Genomic DNA, 15,845 nt, shown 5'->3' with positions numbered 1-15,845 from the left:
AATGTACAGTTTAGATATTAACTTTCTTAAAGATCGCCCAGAATATCAAAAGCAAATAGCAACGAAAGTTGAGAAGTCACCTATTCAACTAGGGAATTTAATCCCAGTTTATATAGGAGTGGGAGTAGGTTTAGTATTCCCAGCTTTAATATTTATTGGTTTATCCATCCTGGAAGGGAAAACCGCTGAAGTCACCCAAGAAATCGCCAAGTTAGAGGAGGAAGGTAAGAGCTTAGATAGTAAAATAGCCAACATTAGCAAAATCAAAGCAGAATCAGCCGGCATTCGTACCCAAAATAAAGCCTTAGTAACAGTGTTTGATCAAATACGTCCTTGGTCAGCAATGTTACAGGATTTGCGCGATCGCATTCCTAACAAAGTGCAAATCGAAACCATTAAGCAAATTGCCCCCCCTCTCCCTGGTAAAGATGCCGTAGCTGCTACCACCCCCAACAACACCAACACCGCTGGATTCTTAGAAATTTCTGGTTTTGCTATTTCCTATCCCTTAGTTAACGATTTTGCCCTAAGTCTAGGACAATCTAAGTTTTTTAATAAAGAAGAAACCAGAATCATCACAGCAGAATTAATAGATGCACCAGCCATAACAGGATTTCTGCCCCTAAAAACTGATAAATCTGATCTAAAAATTAAACCCATTCAAGTAGTTAAATACACTATTAAAACAGGTTTAAGTAATGTGCCAGCATCTGATTTAATTCAAGAATTAGAGAAAAAAGGTACAGTCGGACTAGTAGATAGACTTCGTAATATCAAAAAAGTAGGAGTCATTGCCCAATGACATTCAGTGATGATTTAAATTTCCCCAATCAAGGTACAGAGATTCAAAATTCTGGTCCTGTTGTTTTTGGTGTCACCTTAACACCAACTATTATTGGTGGTTTAGTCGGCTTCTTAGGTGTAGCGGGTGCAGGTTATATGCTATTTAACATTGCCCTTCCCGTTTGGGATACCTATCAACAACTGCAAACCAAACAAGATCAACTACAAACAGAAGTTAATCAAAAGAAAACCCAAGCTCAACAAATTGCTAAAATAGAAGCCGATTTAACCGAAGCCAAACAACAACAAAAACAAATTCTAGCTTTATTTGCAGATGAAAAAAGTTTGGATACTCTATTATTAGATACCAGTCGGTTAATAGATTCCAGTAATAGTAAAGCTTTTGGTAATGCCATTAGAGCCAAACTAAAAAGATTTGTCCCGACCTCTGAAAAACCTGTTCTCGTAGAAGATGGCAGTTTTGGGGTAGAAGTTAACAATAAACTCAAACGCAGCATTATCACTGTGGACATGGAAGGGGATTTTGAACAAACTCAATCAATCATGCGAAACATTGAGCGATTACAGCCTTTATTATTAGTTAAAAACTATGACTCTAGATTATCTACACCAGAAATGTCAGAGGATAAAGATAACCCCGTGCAAATTGGTATCGGTAAACTAACAACAACTTTTGCCCTAGAAGCTTTAATGCCACTAACTCCCGAAGAAATAACCGATTTAGCCGCTAAAACAGCAGCAACACCGAAAAAATAATCAAACTTGAGGCAAGAGGCAAGAGGTAAGAGGCAAAAGGCAAAAGGCAAAAGGCAAGAGGCAAAATGAAATATTCTCCCTATTCCCTATTCCCTATTCCCTGTTCCCTGTTCCCTGTTCCCTGTTCCCTGTTCCCTATTCCCTGTTCCCTGCTATACGTGACAATTTAGACTTTTATTTTATGTGAGGAATGAACTGTGAAACAGTTTCATAATAGTGTTTTCGTATCAAGTGCAGCGGCTTGTGTACTCTTAGCCGCCCAACCAGTCCTGGCACAATTAACACAAATTACTGATGTCAAACTCAATCCCATTGAGGGCGGAATCAGTGTCATTTTAAAAACTGCTGCCGGCAATCGTCCCCAAGTATTTACAACTAAAAAAGATAAATCCTTAATTGCAGATGTAATTAATGCCCAACTGCGTCTACCCAAAGGTGATAACTTCCGTCAAGAAAACCCCGCACCGGGAATCAAGACTATTGAAGTTAAACAATTAGATGCTAATAGCATTCGGGTGATAGTCACAGGTGTTGATGATGCACCCAGCAATCAGCCCGTCATGCGAAAAGATAATAATCTTACCCTTGGCTTTACCACCACCACAAATTCAACAGCATCAACCGCCACTAAGCCTACAGAAAAAGTATCAGCAGCCCCAGCTACCACACCTGAATCTAAACCCGAACCCGGTAAACCTCCAGATGTCCTAGTCCCTAATCCCCAAGTCACCATTGACGGTAAAATTGCCCAATCAGCAGGACCAAATCAACCTTATAACCAAGCGCCTCCTTTCTTACCCAGAGCCGTCGCTCCACCAGTAGGAGATATTACTCAATCAAATATTGATACATCACCCACAGTAATTGATTTAGGGACTCAGGAACGAGTTCCCCGGTTGGTATTACGTGATGCACCTGTGAGAGAGGTGTTATCACTGTTAGCGCGGGCTGCTAATTTAAACGTAGTTTATATCGGTGGTGAAGCAGAAAAAGCACCAAGTGCGGCTGGTGGTGCGGCTGGTGGTGCGGAAACTGCAACTAAATCATCTCAGACAATTTCCCTAGATATAGAAAACGAACCTGTACAAGATGTTTTTAACTATGTACTACGTTTAAGTGCGTTAGAAGCTAATCGCACGGGACGGACAATTTTTGTCGGGGCTAAATTACCTAACTCCACCCGTGATACTGTCATGCGGAGTTTACGACTAAATCAGGTAACAGTGGGAGTGGCGTTAAACTTCTTGGTAACTTTGGGTGCGGAAAGTGCCGTCAGCCGGGAACGATTGGTTACTAGTGTCAATGCTGTAGCTGTTGAGAAGAATGCAGTAGCTCCCATTACCCAAACTCAAACTACCACAGAAACAAAAGTTGAAACTCAACGAATTGATTATAAAGATTCAACACCTTTACTGAGAGGATTACAAGCTTCAGGAGATGAGCGTACCAATTCTGTCACATTAATTGGTTCTCCTAAAATGGTGGAGATGGCAGTATCTCAATTAGTACAGCTTGATGTCCGTCGTCGCCAAGTGGTAGTGAATGTCAAAATTATTGATGTCAACCTTTTAGGTATTCAAGATACTAACTCTAGTTTTTCCTTTGGTCTTGGTAATAGCTTTTTTACTAATGATGGTGGTGCAGCAAGTTTCAATTTTGGTGGTTCTCGACCGGCTAAAGGTAGTGAATTAGCAAATAGTGTTACCGAAACACCTGTGATTCCAAATCCAGTTACAGGAGCGCCTTTCTTTGATATCAATAGTCCACAAACTTTACCAGGGGGTGGTCCGGGTACGACCATAATTAACACATCTTCTCAGAAGTTTACAGATAGTAGTGGCTTAGTGGTGGATTCTAATTCTATTGGACGTGTTGGTAATACTAATTCAACTTTCTATAAACCAATTGTGCCAACTTCAACTAATCCTTTACAACCAGGCTTCTCAAACATTACTCAGGCAACTGATAATGTCCTGACTGTAACAGATGTATTAGACGCGAATGGTTTTCCAACAGGAAGACAGACTGTTGCTTTATCACAAGGTACTCGTGGAACAGTAACGGCAGCCCTCCCTCCTCTCTATCAATTCCCTAAAAAGTTTCTGGCTAGTTTGACAGCACAAGTTACAAGTGGCAATGCCAAGATTTTGACAGACCCCACCCTAATTGTCCAAGAAGGACAGGAAGCAACAGTCGCTTTAACGTCAGAAGTATATGGAGGAATTAGAATAACGCCCACACTTAGAGAACCTATCATCAAGGAGGCAGGGCTAACTCTGAAAGTGAAAGTAGAAAGGATTGATGATAATGGTTTTGTGTCTTTGTCTGTTGCCCCTACTGTTTCTGCTCCTGCTGGTACAGTAACAACAACTGATGGTGAGATTGGCTTAAGATCGGGAAGAAGTCTTCAATCTGGTCTACTCCGCTTGCGAGACGGTCAAACGCTGATTCTTTCCGGTATTATTCAAGATCAAGACAGGACAACTGTTACCAAGCTACCAATTTTAGGTGATATTCCCCTGCTGGGTGCGCTGTTTAGAAAATCCAATAGAACTAATGAACGCAGAGAGGTAATTGTCTTAATGACACCTCAAATTATGGATGACTCTGAGCGTTCTAGCTATGGTTATAATTACACACCCAGTCCCCAGGTACGGCAAATCTTAGAACGTCGGGGGTTGAAGGTTCAGCCTCGCTAGTTAGTTCTTGGTGATTTTTGTCTGGATACCCGATTTATGGGAGAAGTAAATAAGCTATCCCTGTTGACTAGGGCAGGCAGGATGCCCACCCCACAAGATTAAAATATTAATTGTGGGGTGGGCTTCTAGCCTGCCCATCTTATATTTAATTGTCTAAAAAAGTTAATTTCAATTACTAATTAACTCCACAGCGTCTCGTCCATCACTATCTTGCAGATAAACTTTGACAATTTCTTCCTTCGCTGTGGGTAATTTTTTACCAACAAAATCTGGATGAATTGGTAACTCCCGATGACCTCTATCTACTAATACAGCTAAACGAATTACCTCTGGTCTACCATATTCATTCACGGCATTTAAAGCAGCACGAATAGTTCTGCCTTTAAAAATGACATCATCTACAAGTACCACGGTTTTACCTGTCAAATCAAAGGGAATATCGGTTTTTTCTGGAGTTCTCAAGCCGATTTTATCAAGATCATCACGATAAAATGTAATATCTAAAGAGCCTACAGAAACGTTGACATCTTCGAGAATTTCTATTTGACGAGCTAATGAATAAGCTAATGGTACTCCTCTAGTGTGAATACCCAGAAGTAACAACTGAGATAAATCTCGTGTTCTTTCTATAATCTGAGAAGCCATTCGAGTTAATGTCCGACGCAGTTCTTCTGATGAGAGAATTTCAACTACTTTAGTAGACATAAGATTGGTAATTGGTGATAGGTGATAGGTGATAGGTAATTGGTAATTGGTAATTGGTGATTTCTTGTTTCTCGTTCCCATACTCTGTATGGGAATGAATTCCAGAAGGCTCTGCCTTCAATAACAGCAGAGGCAGAGCTTTCTCCTGACCATAAGTAGTCAGACAGAATTAATTACACAATGTCATTGGGAATGGAACGAAGTGAAATGAAGCAATCGCCAGGGTTGTGATTGCTTCCCTTCGCTCGCAATGACTGTAAATATTTTTGTCCAATTACTTACTCTGTGTGGGAATGAATAAGTAGTGAGACAGAATTAATTACATAATGTCATTGCGTTAGCGCAGCGTGGCGTTAGCCATATGGAACGAAGTGAAATCAAGCAATCGCCAGGGTTGTGATTGCTTCCCTTCGCTCGCAATGACTGTAAATATTTTTGTCCAATTACTTACTAGAAGGCTCTGCCTTTAATAATAGTAGAGGCAGAGCCTCTGTGATAGCATTCCCAGTCAGAGACTGGGAACGAGATAAGGAGATAACTAAGGTATTAAAAATATTGCTAGTCCTAACCATAGTAAAAACGCATATCGGGTTAGTTGTAAAGCTTGATCAATAGAATCTGGCGTAATGGGATAAATAGGATCTCCTAAAAGTGGTTTCTCTTTAGCTATTCCACGATACCAATTTATGCCTCCCATTTGCACACCTAAAACCGCAGCATAAGCGCATTCACTCCAACCAGAATTGGGACTGGGATCTTTGATGGCATCCCGGCGACAAATTCGCCAAACTTTTACAGGTTGCAAGGATAATAATGATAAGGTTATCACTGTTAACCGACAAGGCAACCAAGTTAAACCGTCTTCCCACCGCGCACTAAACCAACCAAGATAAGTATAAGGTGCTTCCTTGTAACCGACCATTGAATCTAAAGTGCTACTGGCTTTATATGCTAAAGCCAAAGGGACAGCACCAATAATGGGGATGAATGCACCAATAATAGTATAAAAAAGAGGAGCCATTACGCCATCGGTAGCATTTTCGGTGACGGTTTCCAAAACTGCTCTGAGAATTTCTGCTGCGGAAAGATTGGCTGTATCTCTCCCGACGTAATTACTTAAAACCTGTCGCGCTGGTTCTAATTCTCCATTTTTTAAAGGTTGCAGAACTTCCATTGCTGCATTTCGTAAACTTTTGAAAGCAAAACAACTAGCTATAAGAATACTTTCTACGGCAATTCCTAAAAATGGATGTACCCATTTGGCGACTTGAACTATTATCCAACCCACTAAACCACTACCGATTATCACAATTATCCCTAAGAAAATTCCGGCGAGACGTTGAGAAAGAGGATTTTGACAATATTGGAGGGCGAGGTTACTCAAGCGAGAAATTACCCATCCCATGACTCGTACGGGATGAGGCCAACCCCAAGGATCTCCTATTAAGTAATCTAACAAGGCAGCGAAAACCAAAACAGCAGATGTCATTTATTCTTTTTCCTAACTCCTACAGCAAATTGTCATTAAACCCGAAACAAGAACCCCCCCTCCCCGCAAGTGATGAGGGGGCTAAGATGTACCTCTCATAAGATTGGAAATCACTGTAATTGCTGACTCTGGACAACTACGGGGGGTTGCCCCTACTAAACTACAAAATTGGCTTCTTCTCCTTGAGATGCTTGCCAACTACGGGCATCATAATAAAGGTCTGCGAGGGTAATATTGTACAAGGCTTCTTTTAGCTTTTGGTTGAGTCTGTTCCAGAGGCTGGATGTTACCCAATCTGCTGTTTGAGTAGGTGTGGGATTATTTAAGGGTAAGTTAGTAATATTTTCACCAACTGCTTCTAAAATTTGACCAATAGATATAAGTGCCGGTTTTTTGGCTAGTTTGTATCCACCGTCGCTACCACGAATTGATGTAACTAATCCTGCTCGACGCATTTCGATGAGTAGTTTTTCTAGATAGGGAGCAGGAATATTTTGACGTTTGGCGATCGCTCTGACAGATTCAGGTCCATATTTTGGACGTAAACTCAAATCTAGCAATGCTTTCACACTATAGTGTCCTCTTGTCGTTAGTTTCATATAGCAGTTATCATGAATTTTATTTTCCCAATCTCTCTTTCCTCATCCCTACCTGATTTGATAATTTGGCAAATCAAATAACAATACTACATAAGACTCCCATTTGATGCTTGAAAAAATTCATTACACATCTAAGAGCTATTTTCTCCTGTTCCCCCTTCCCTGCCTACATCAATAAATTGATATCTTCTTGACTATTGCTATATCTATAGTAGCTATCAACATCATCGTAATTATATTTCCTATAATTTTTTAACAAAATTGATAATAGTGCAACAATTTTGGCTATGAGTGTAATATACTTGGCTAGGCTGATCCCAAAATTAAAGGATTATGTTCCTATTAGTTCAATGTCGGCTAAAATAAAATCCACTTGACAACTTCAAACATTCATTTTCGACCTAAGTTGATGCCTAAACAGAAAAAAATTGAACCCCTCGTCGGCGAAGAACTGCTCAAAAAAGTTAAAGAGCTAGAAGCCATCAGCAAAGACGACAAAGCTAAACAGTGTGGCTACTATACCATTACCAAAAATGGTATAGAGCGCGTCAATATGATGAAATTCTTGAATGCCCTAATTGATGCGGAGGGTATTCAGTTGGATAGTTCACCTAGTGCTAATGGACGTGGTGGACGCAGTGCCAGCTATAGAATTAGTGTCCAACAAAATGGCAATTTATTAATCGGTGCAGCTTACACAAAACAGATGAATCTTCAGCCTGGGGATGAGTTTGTCATTACTTTAGGGAAAAAACATATTCGACTGCGGCAAGTAGATTTGGAATCCAGAGAAGATGCCGAAGTAGAAGCTACAGCTTAATGAATATTCATTAGTTAGTTGTAGGTTGTCAGTTGTCAGTGGTTGCGTTTTAACCCTGACTGCTGAATAACTGACTGATTACCAAAATTAACATACTAGGCAATAGGTAATAGTGATAAATCCTGATTCCTATGCCTTGCAAAAAATTTGTATGGCTAACGTCACGCTATCAGCCAACCCCGCATAAAAAAGGCTGCTGAATTCAGCAACCCCAATATTGAGCAACATTGTGTTTTTAATCAATAGATGCCAATTTAACCGTTTGTAAAGATTTTGTCGTATCTACAATTTTTTTATTAATTTCCGACTTAATCGGATTACTACTACTAGAATTTATCTCTGGAGATAAGTTGTCTTGTCTCTCATCATAGCTAGGTTCATGGATGATCAGGCGATCGCACGGAATTGTATCTGATATAATCGCACTTGCCATCATCCCAGTATGAACTTCCATTTGTCCTTCTGGAGGCACTTCAAACACCAGCCTTTGTCCAGGAAAGACAACCCTTTCAAAGTACCAGTTAGGAATATTGGAGATACGCGCCACCTGGATTTTACTCGTGGCGTTGACGTAGCAGCAGAGAATTTTCCCCGAATGCTCCGGTGGTAGAGGATCTAATATCTGAGCCATAACTGCTGAAGAGCTTATTTGCTCCACAATTTTACATTACATCAGTAAAGCTAACACCCGATGATCCCCGGTTACTGTAACCGCGACTACCAACTGCGAGTTTCTGCATTATTTCTATCTAAAGATATATAGAGATTATAAAATTTTTGTAAATAAATCTGTATTTACTTAACAAAATAGACGATAAAGGAAAATCTCCATTGTTATATCCGCTAGAATCTCCGTAAATCCTTTACAGACAAGAATTTCCCCTTTTTACCGCCAAGATTTATCATCCCTGGTAAGTTGAATTATTTCTTGCATCTATCTTCGGAGTTACCACGAAAAATCATCGCTAAATTCATAAACTCGATGTTATGGTAAATGTATATGAAAATTTCGTTCATAAATCCCATCTATATATAACAAGCAAATTTTATGCAGTGCAGTTTTCACATTCACTTTGATCACTAACGGCAAAATTTTTTGCATACCACAAAACAACTGAAATGTCAAAAATAATGCTAGTCCAGTCAGAAGCAAATTCACAATTCCTCTAGTCTTTTTCTCAACTACGGCAAGCATTACAGTTAAACCACGTATGAACACAACTAAAATCCTCTACGTTCGCCTTCCCTGTAACCCTATCTTTCCGATTGGGGTTGTCTATCTTTCCGATCATGTCCACAAATTATTTCCCCATACCGAACAGCGAATTCTTGACTTAGGCACAATCCCCCCCCTAGATTATACTTCCGCCCTAGACCGATGTATTGATGAGTTTCAACCCACCCTACTAGTCTTTTCCTGGCGAGATATTCAAATTTACGCTCCAGTGGGTGGACGGGGCGGCAATCCTCTGCAAAACGCCTTTGAATTCTACTACGCGAAAAACCCGGTTATAAAATTGCGTGGTGCTTTGGGCGGGTTGAGAATTTTTATTGCTTATTATGTAGAATTATGGCGCAATTTGGGACTAGTTAAACGGGGTTTAAAACGCGCCCAAAAATATCAATCTCAAGCCCGTGTAGTCTTAGGTGGTGGTGCAGTTAGCGTATTTTATGAACAGTTGGGTAAAAGCTTACCGCCCGGAACAATTATTTCCGTAGGTGAGGGAGAAATCCTACTCACAAAACTGCTCAAGGGTGAAGATTTTCAGGATGAGCGCTGTTATGTAGTGGGAGAAAATAAACCACGTCAACGGCTAATTCATGAACAACCCACCCCCCTAGAAAAAACAGTTTGTAATTACGATTACATCGAAACTATTTGGCCGGAATTTAATTATTACCTGCAAGAACAGGACTTTTATATTGGTGTTCAAACCAAACGCGGTTGTCCCCATAATTGCTGCTACTGTGTTTATACAGTAGTTGAAGGTAAACAAGTCCGCATTAACCCTAGTGATGAAGTTGTAGCAGAAATCCGAGAATTATATAACCGGGGTATTCGCAACTTTTGGTTTACAGATGCTCAATTTATCCCCGCCCGGAAATTCATTGATGATGCTGTAGAACTTCTCCAGAAAATCGTTGATTCGGGAATGTCGGATATCCATTGGGCAGCATACATCAGAGCCGACAACTTAACACCCCAATTGTGTGAGTTAATGGTAAAAACAGGCATGAATTATTTTGAAATCGGGATTACCAGCGGTTCTCAAGAACTGGTTCGCAAAATGCGAATGGGTTATAACTTGCGGACTGTTTTACAAAATTGCCGTGATTTAAAATCCGCCGGTTTCAATGATGTAGTTTCTGTTAACTACTCCTTTAATGTGATTGATGAACGTCCCGAAACTATTCGTCAAACTATTGCCTATCACCGCGAACTAGAACGGATTTTTGGGGCTGATAAAGTTGAACCTGCTATTTTCTTCATTGGACTCCAACCCCATACCCATTTAGAAGAATATGCCTTTAAAGAGGGTATTCTCAAGCCTGGTTATGATCCTATGAGTTTAATGCCTTGGACAGCCAAAAAACTCCTCTGGAATCCTGAACCATTAGGTTCTTTCTTCGGTGCGGTTTGCTTACAAGCTTGGCGACAAAATCCCAATGACTTCGGACGAGAAGTGATGGATATTTTAGAAGCCAAATTGGGTTGTGCTGATTTGGAAGATGCACTTTCTGCACCCATAGAAAAACCAGATAAACAGTTAGCAAGCGTATCTTAAAACTCCTGGGCGATTAGCCCGGGTGATTAGAAATCACGGCTACACAAACAAAGTCCGCCTGCGCGGACTAATTAAAAATTAAGGGTTTGAAATGAAACCCACGCAGGTGGGTTTTGCCTGTGTAGACGCGGCTTATAAGCGCCGTATTATCGGAAATCCCCAATTAATTCCATGTTACAAGGTTCAATTCTCCAACAGTTAGAAGCATCTCACCGCCACAGTGCTAGACCTATTCATTTTGGCGTGTACTATAAAAATACCTTAGTGTCTCTCTGCCATGCTTTGGAAGATCATATTCTAACTAAAGATAATGATCCTTTCGTGATCACGGCTTTCCAGGAGGGTAAATGGTATCTGGAAGAGGCTCAAAGATACGCAGATATCGCGCAACACAGCCGGGAAATTGTCATTATGGCAACGGCTGATTCTGGTTTTGCTGAACATCCAACCGGTCAATTACCTAACATTGATTTGGTGGGACTAGCTGCTGATGATCCTGTGGCGCAGGAGTGGCACTTGATTATTCTAGCTCCTGATTACACGGCTATGGTAATTTGTCAAGAGTTATCTGAAGCTGACTATGGGAAAGATGGATTACCAACTTGCGATTTAGAGCGTAAATTCTATGGTTTATGGACATTTGAACCGGAATTGGTGGAGGAAACCGCAGAGTTAGCGATCGCTCACATTCAAGACTATCATCCCGAACTAGCGCTCAAACTGAGTCAATATAAACAAGCAATTCACCCAGCTATCTGTCCGGGCGAAGAAGTAGCTACCGTTGTCTCTCGTGTTGTTGATTACCTCAAAACCGGACAAGGTAACTTACCTGTTCTCACCGCATCCCACCAAAAATTTCTAGATCGTAACTTGGTATCTAACGAAATTCAGGCATTTTTGCGGATGGCACAGTTGATTGATCTAGCAGATAGTCGTAACCCCGCCGCTGCCTCAGAAGTAGCATCTCTTGTCGAAACAATGGGGCAATTATTAGATTTACCCGCATGGCAAATTAAAAGATTACGCCTAGCTGCTTTTTTGCATCGCTTAGACCCACTGCAAAAAGCCGAAAGCCTGATTAGTCCCACCCATATAACAACAGCTTATCAAGAACAATCTCCTAGTTGTCCTCTGGCTTGTCCCCTCGTCCCAGGAGCGCAAGCATTACGAATCATGCCACGACTACGAGCCATAGCCCAAATTATCACCCACCAAAGCGAATGGTGGAATGGTACAGGCGGACCCGCCGGTTTAGCCGGTGATGATATTCCTTTAGAATCACGAATTTTGTCATTGATAGCAGAATTTCAGCTACAAGTCAATCAGTATAAATACTCCAGCAAAGGAGAAGCAGAGATATTTACTCAAGCCTTAGATCAGTGTCGAAAACAACAATCTACCCGCTTTGATCCTAAACTTGTAGATACATTAACTTTATTAGTGATGGGTTTACAACAGGGGCTTGATTTACCGATAATGACACCCAAGGTCAGCAGTGGTTTATGGTTACTTGACTCCCGTTGGGATGCCGACAGCAAAAGTAGTGAGCAGATTTCAGTGTACAGCAAATGAATATAGAAACCATTAGATTAGGGCAAAACAAACAACTTCCCGGTGCAAATTTAGAAGATGAGGATCTATCTCACCTAGATTTAAGGAAGATAAATTTAACAGGGGCTAAACTGGTGGGGACTGACTTCACTGGTTCTAAATTAGAGGGTGGTCATTTTGAAGGTGCAAATTTAATGGGGGCAAACCTACAAGAAACCGACCTGCGGGCTAACTTGATGGGTGCAAACTTGATGCAGGCTAACTTGACAAGTGCGGACTTACGTGGTAGCAACTTACGGGGTAGTAACTTGATGGGATCAATCCTCAACGATGCCTCTTTAGCTGGTGCTTTTTTAAGTGGTGCTAATTTGCATGGTGTAAATTTGCAGAGTGTTGACTTACGATGTGCAGATTTACGAGGTGCAAATTTAACGGGAGCTAATCTCAAAGGTGCAGATTTAAGCGGTGCAGATTTACAAGGTGCTGTACTAATTGAAGCGAATCTTGAAGAAGCAGATTTAAGAACAGCAAATTTAGCAGGGGCTAATTTAACCGGAGCTAATTTACTCTGTGCTGAATTAGATGCAGTGAAGTTAAACGGGGCAAATTTAGATCGGGTGTGTTTACGGGGAACAGTTTTGGAAGCTAGTACCGCCGCAGGACGAAATTAAGGCGTTGCTGAATTAGGGTATGAAATTGAAAAATCAATGATTTCAAACTCTTACTCTCTGCGACTGGATCACCTTTGCGTGTGCCGTAGGCATAACAAAATCATACTCTTAACCAGCAACGCCCATTTTTCTTTGTCGGATTTGGAAAATTGAGGATATCCAGATCGTTGAAACTGTTCCCTGTTCCCTGCCTTCACAGACAAATTATTCAGCAAACCCTATAAGTAGTGAGATAGAATTAATTACATAATGCCATTGCGTAAGCGAAGATTGGCGTTAGCCATATGGAACGAAGTGAAATGAAGCAATTCCAAGGGTTGTGATTGCTTCCCTTCCCTCGCAATGACTGTAAATATCTTTGTCCAATTACTTATAGTTCCTCTGGGTTCTCGGATCAGGGATTAACTGAAATAATGATATTGTTATGAGTGTTATTTCCGAGATTTAACAGTTTAATGAATATTATCTCCACCTCTATTCCTGATATTCTTCTCCTCGAACCCCAAGTTTTCCAAGACTCACGGGGCTTTTTCTTAGAATCCTATAATCAGAAAACATTCACAGAGAAACTGGGAATTACAGCCAACTTTGTCCAGGATAATCACTCAAAATCTGAATACAATGTGCTACGAGGCTTACATTACCAAATCATCCAACCTCAAGGTAAATTAGTTCGCGCCATTGTTGGTAAAATCTTTGATGTCGCAGTAGACATGAGAAAAAACTCCCCCACCTTTGGACAATGGGTAGGTTACGAACTCAGCGCCGAAAACAAACGCCAATTGTGGATACCAGCAGGATTTGCTCACGGCTTTCTCGTGCTTTCAGAAACTGCCGAAGTTTTGTACAAAGCTACAGATTATTATACACCACCAGGCGATCGCGCTATACTTTGGAATGATCCAGATTTAGCTATAGATTGGCCTCTGAAAACACCCCCAATTTTATCAGCTAAAGATAGCAACGCTCCAACTTTCAAAAACGCCGAAGTTTATGAATAAATCAATATTATTAATAGGTAGTAACGGACAAGTTGGAACAGAACTACAACATACCCTTGCATCCAACTACAAAATTATAACAGTTGCGCGTCCGCAAATAGACTTAACTCAACCTGAAAACTTACGCCAAATTATCAGAGAAACCCAACCGGAAATAATTATCAATGCGGCTGCTTACACCGCAGTAGATAAAGCCGAAAGTGAACCAGATATTGCTCACATAATTAATACTACAGTTCCCCAAATTATTGCTGAAGAAAGTCAAAAATTAGGAAATTTATTAATTCACATTTCCACAGATTACGTATTTGATGGTAACAGTAATTATCCCTATCAAGAAAACAAGATTACCAATCCATTGAGCGTATATGGAAAAACAAAATTAGCCGGAGAAATAGCAATTCAAAATATTTGCCCTCAACATATAATTCTCCGTACAGCTTGGGTTTATGGAACTTATGGAAAAAGCAACTTCGTTAAAACCATGTTACGACTAGGTATTGAAAGACCGGAAGTTAGAGTAGTTGCCGATCAAATTGGTAGTCCTACATGGGCGCGAAATATAGCCTTAGCAATTACCCAAATTATCCCCCAATTAACATTAGAAACTGCGGGAATTTATCACTATACAAATAGTGGTGTAGCCAGTTGGTATGACTTCGCCATAGCTATCTTTGAAGAAGCAGAAAAACTCGGTTTCCCCCTCACCATCAAAAATATTATCCCCATTACCACTCCCGAATATCCTACACCAGCAAAACGTCCTGCTTATTCTGTCTTAGCTTGTGAGAAAATATCCAAAGTCTTGGGAACTTATTCTCCTCATTGGCGACAAGGACTCAGATTAATGTTAAAAGAATTACAAGAAAAATCTCTATGAAAGCCCTAATTTTATCCGGTGGAAAAGGTACTCGTTTACGCCCATTAACTTATACAGGAGCAAAACAACTTGTACCCGTTGCCAACAAACCAATTTTATGGTACGGCATTGAAGAAATGGCTACAGCAGGGATTACTGATATTGGTATTATTATCAGCCCAGAAACCGGGGAAGAAGTCAAGAGTAAAACCGGAAATGGTGAAAAGTTCGGCGTTAATATTACCTATATTTTACAAGAAAAACCGGCAGGATTAGCCCAAGCTGTCCAGGTTGCCCGTCCTTTTTTAAAAGATTCACCCTTTGCCATGTATTTAGGTGATAACCTAATTCAACAAGGTGATTTGAGTTCATTTTTAGATAAATTTACTCAACAACAACCAGATGCTTTAATTCTGTTACGGGAAGTCACAAATCCTAGCGCTTTTGGTGTGGCAAAGGTAGATGAAAAAGGCAGAGTATTACAATTAATTGAAAAGCCGAAAATTCCGCCTTCAAACTTAGCATTGGTAGGGGTTTATTTCTTTTCACCAGTTATCCATGAGGCGATTTCTCTGATTAAACCTTCAGCTAGAGGAGAATTAGAAATTACTGATGCAATTCAATGTTTAATAGATCAAGAAAAAGAAGTTTTAGCCTGTAATCTTGACGGTTGGTGGTTAGATACAGGTAAAAAAGATGATTTATTAGAAGCTAACCGTCTCATTCTTGATACCTATTTAACAAAATCAATTCTGAGTGATATTGACTCTACAACCCAGATTACTGGAAGAGTGGAAATTGGCGTTGGATCTAAAATTACCAACTGTACAATTCGCGGACCTGTGATCATTGGTAATAACTGTTATTTAGAAAACTGTTTTATCGGTCCTTATAGTAGTATTGCCGATAATTCAACACTGATAGAAACAGATTTAGAACACAGCGTAGTATTAGAAGGTGCTAAAATCACTGGCATTCAACAACGAATTATTGACAGCCTAATTGGACAACGCGCCCAATTAAGTATTGCCCCCCGTCGTCCTAAAGCATTACGCTTTTTAATTGGTGATGATTCGCAAATTGAACTGACTTGAAGGCAAGAGGT

Annotated in this window: 15 protein-coding genes; 10 read left to right on the top strand and 5 right to left on the bottom strand. The window is 40.4% G+C overall.

Annotation, left to right across the window (positions count from 1 at the left end):
• The first annotated feature begins 1 nt into the window (after position 1).
• From NG743_RS16675 to NG743_RS16665, 3 genes are all read left to right on the top strand, one after another.
• Complete coding sequence (locus tag NG743_RS16675) at positions 2 to 802, top strand: PilN domain-containing protein (RefSeq protein ID WP_193962765.1); 801 nt, start codon at positions 2 to 4, stop codon at positions 800 to 802.
• Complete coding sequence (locus tag NG743_RS16670) at positions 799 to 1,560, top strand: pilus assembly protein PilO (RefSeq protein ID WP_190383493.1); 762 nt, start codon at positions 799 to 801, stop codon at positions 1,558 to 1,560. Before NG743_RS16675 ends, NG743_RS16670 begins: the two co-directional genes overlap by 4 nt.
• A 197-nt stretch (positions 1,561 to 1,757) precedes the next feature.
• The gene (locus NG743_RS16665; RefSeq protein WP_257120469.1) at positions 1,758 to 4,259 is read left to right on the top strand and encodes a type IV pilus secretin family protein; all 2,502 of its coding nucleotides are present in this window, start codon (positions 1,758 to 1,760) and stop codon (positions 4,257 to 4,259) included.
• Positions 4,260 to 4,427: 168 nt separating this feature from the next.
• On the opposite strand, the gene pyrR is transcribed toward NG743_RS16665, so the two are convergent.
• The 3 genes from pyrR to NG743_RS16650 all read right to left on the bottom strand — a co-directional run bounded on the left by pyrR (position 4,428) and on the right by NG743_RS16650 (position 7,052).
• On the bottom strand, positions 4,428 to 4,964 hold the full coding sequence (pyrR, locus tag NG743_RS16660; RefSeq protein ID WP_039200174.1) for a bifunctional pyr operon transcriptional regulator/uracil phosphoribosyltransferase PyrR: 537 nt from the start codon (positions 4,962 to 4,964) through the stop codon (positions 4,428 to 4,430).
• A gap of 538 nt (positions 4,965 to 5,502) precedes the next feature.
• Positions 5,503 to 6,453 carry an adenosylcobinamide-phosphate synthase CbiB gene (gene cbiB / locus NG743_RS16655; protein ID WP_027403915.1) on the bottom strand — a complete coding sequence of 317 codons (951 nt, stop codon included), beginning with the start codon at positions 6,451 to 6,453 and terminating at the stop codon, positions 5,503 to 5,505.
• A gap of 155 nt (positions 6,454 to 6,608) precedes the next feature.
• The gene (locus tag NG743_RS16650) at positions 6,609 to 7,052 is read right to left on the bottom strand and encodes an Rrf2 family transcriptional regulator (RefSeq protein ID WP_027403916.1); all 444 of its coding nucleotides are present in this window, start codon (positions 7,050 to 7,052) and stop codon (positions 6,609 to 6,611) included.
• Between the two features lie 409 nt (positions 7,053 to 7,461).
• Here NG743_RS16650 and NG743_RS16645 point away from each other — a divergent pair, with 409 nt between their 5' ends.
• Entirely contained in the window at positions 7,462 to 7,872 is a 411-nt protein-coding gene (locus NG743_RS16645) for an AbrB family transcriptional regulator (protein ID WP_027403917.1), read from the top strand.
• Positions 7,873 to 8,107: 235 nt separating this feature from the next.
• On the opposite strand, the gene NG743_RS16640 is transcribed toward NG743_RS16645, so the two are convergent.
• Both NG743_RS16640 and NG743_RS16635 read right to left on the bottom strand, forming a co-directional pair.
• Positions 8,108 to 8,503, bottom strand: coding sequence for a DUF1830 domain-containing protein (locus NG743_RS16640; protein WP_027403918.1), 396 nt, complete (start codon positions 8,501 to 8,503; stop codon positions 8,108 to 8,110).
• Between the two features lie 354 nt (positions 8,504 to 8,857).
• On the bottom strand, positions 8,858 to 9,091 hold the full coding sequence (locus tag NG743_RS16635; RefSeq protein ID WP_027403919.1) for a hypothetical protein: 234 nt from the start codon (positions 9,089 to 9,091) through the stop codon (positions 8,858 to 8,860).
• On the opposite strand from NG743_RS16635, the gene NG743_RS16630 reads away from it, so the two are divergent.
• The 6 genes from NG743_RS16630 (at position 9,084) to NG743_RS16605 (ending at position 15,834) form a co-directional block, all read left to right on the top strand.
• Positions 9,084 to 10,658 (top strand): photosystem II high light acclimation radical SAM protein, encoded by a 1,575-nt coding sequence (locus tag NG743_RS16630; protein ID WP_035082715.1) that lies wholly within the window; start codon positions 9,084 to 9,086, stop codon positions 10,656 to 10,658. The genes NG743_RS16635 and NG743_RS16630 overlap by 8 nt on opposite strands.
• Positions 10,659 to 10,829: 171 nt before the next feature.
• Positions 10,830 to 12,230, top strand: coding sequence for a DICT sensory domain-containing protein (locus NG743_RS16625; protein WP_257120468.1), 1,401 nt, complete (start codon positions 10,830 to 10,832; stop codon positions 12,228 to 12,230).
• Positions 12,227 to 12,880 (top strand): pentapeptide repeat-containing protein, encoded by a 654-nt coding sequence (locus NG743_RS16620; RefSeq protein ID WP_257120467.1) that lies wholly within the window; start codon positions 12,227 to 12,229, stop codon positions 12,878 to 12,880. Before NG743_RS16625 ends, NG743_RS16620 begins: the two co-directional genes overlap by 4 nt.
• A gap of 455 nt (positions 12,881 to 13,335) precedes the next feature.
• Positions 13,336 to 13,881: a dTDP-4-dehydrorhamnose 3,5-epimerase gene (gene rfbC, locus NG743_RS16615; RefSeq protein WP_027403923.1), complete on the top strand. Its 546-nt coding sequence runs from the start codon at positions 13,336 to 13,338 to the stop codon at positions 13,879 to 13,881.
• Complete coding sequence (gene rfbD, locus NG743_RS16610) at positions 13,874 to 14,761, top strand: dTDP-4-dehydrorhamnose reductase (RefSeq protein WP_193963338.1); 888 nt, start codon at positions 13,874 to 13,876, stop codon at positions 14,759 to 14,761. The genes rfbC and rfbD overlap by 8 nt, the downstream gene beginning before the upstream one ends.
• Positions 14,758 to 15,834, top strand: coding sequence for a glucose-1-phosphate thymidylyltransferase (locus NG743_RS16605; protein WP_027403925.1), 1,077 nt, complete (start codon positions 14,758 to 14,760; stop codon positions 15,832 to 15,834). Before rfbD ends, NG743_RS16605 begins: the two co-directional genes overlap by 4 nt.
• Positions 15,835 to 15,845 lie beyond the last annotated feature (11 nt).

The sequence above is a fragment of the Dolichospermum heterosporum TAC447 genome (genome assembly GCF_024584745.1).
GTDB classification, from domain to species: Bacteria; Cyanobacteriota; Cyanobacteriia; order Cyanobacteriales; family Nostocaceae; genus Dolichospermum; species Dolichospermum heterosporum.
Note: the sequence above shows the minus strand (reverse complement) of the source record. Positions and strands in the feature narration are given on the sequence as shown.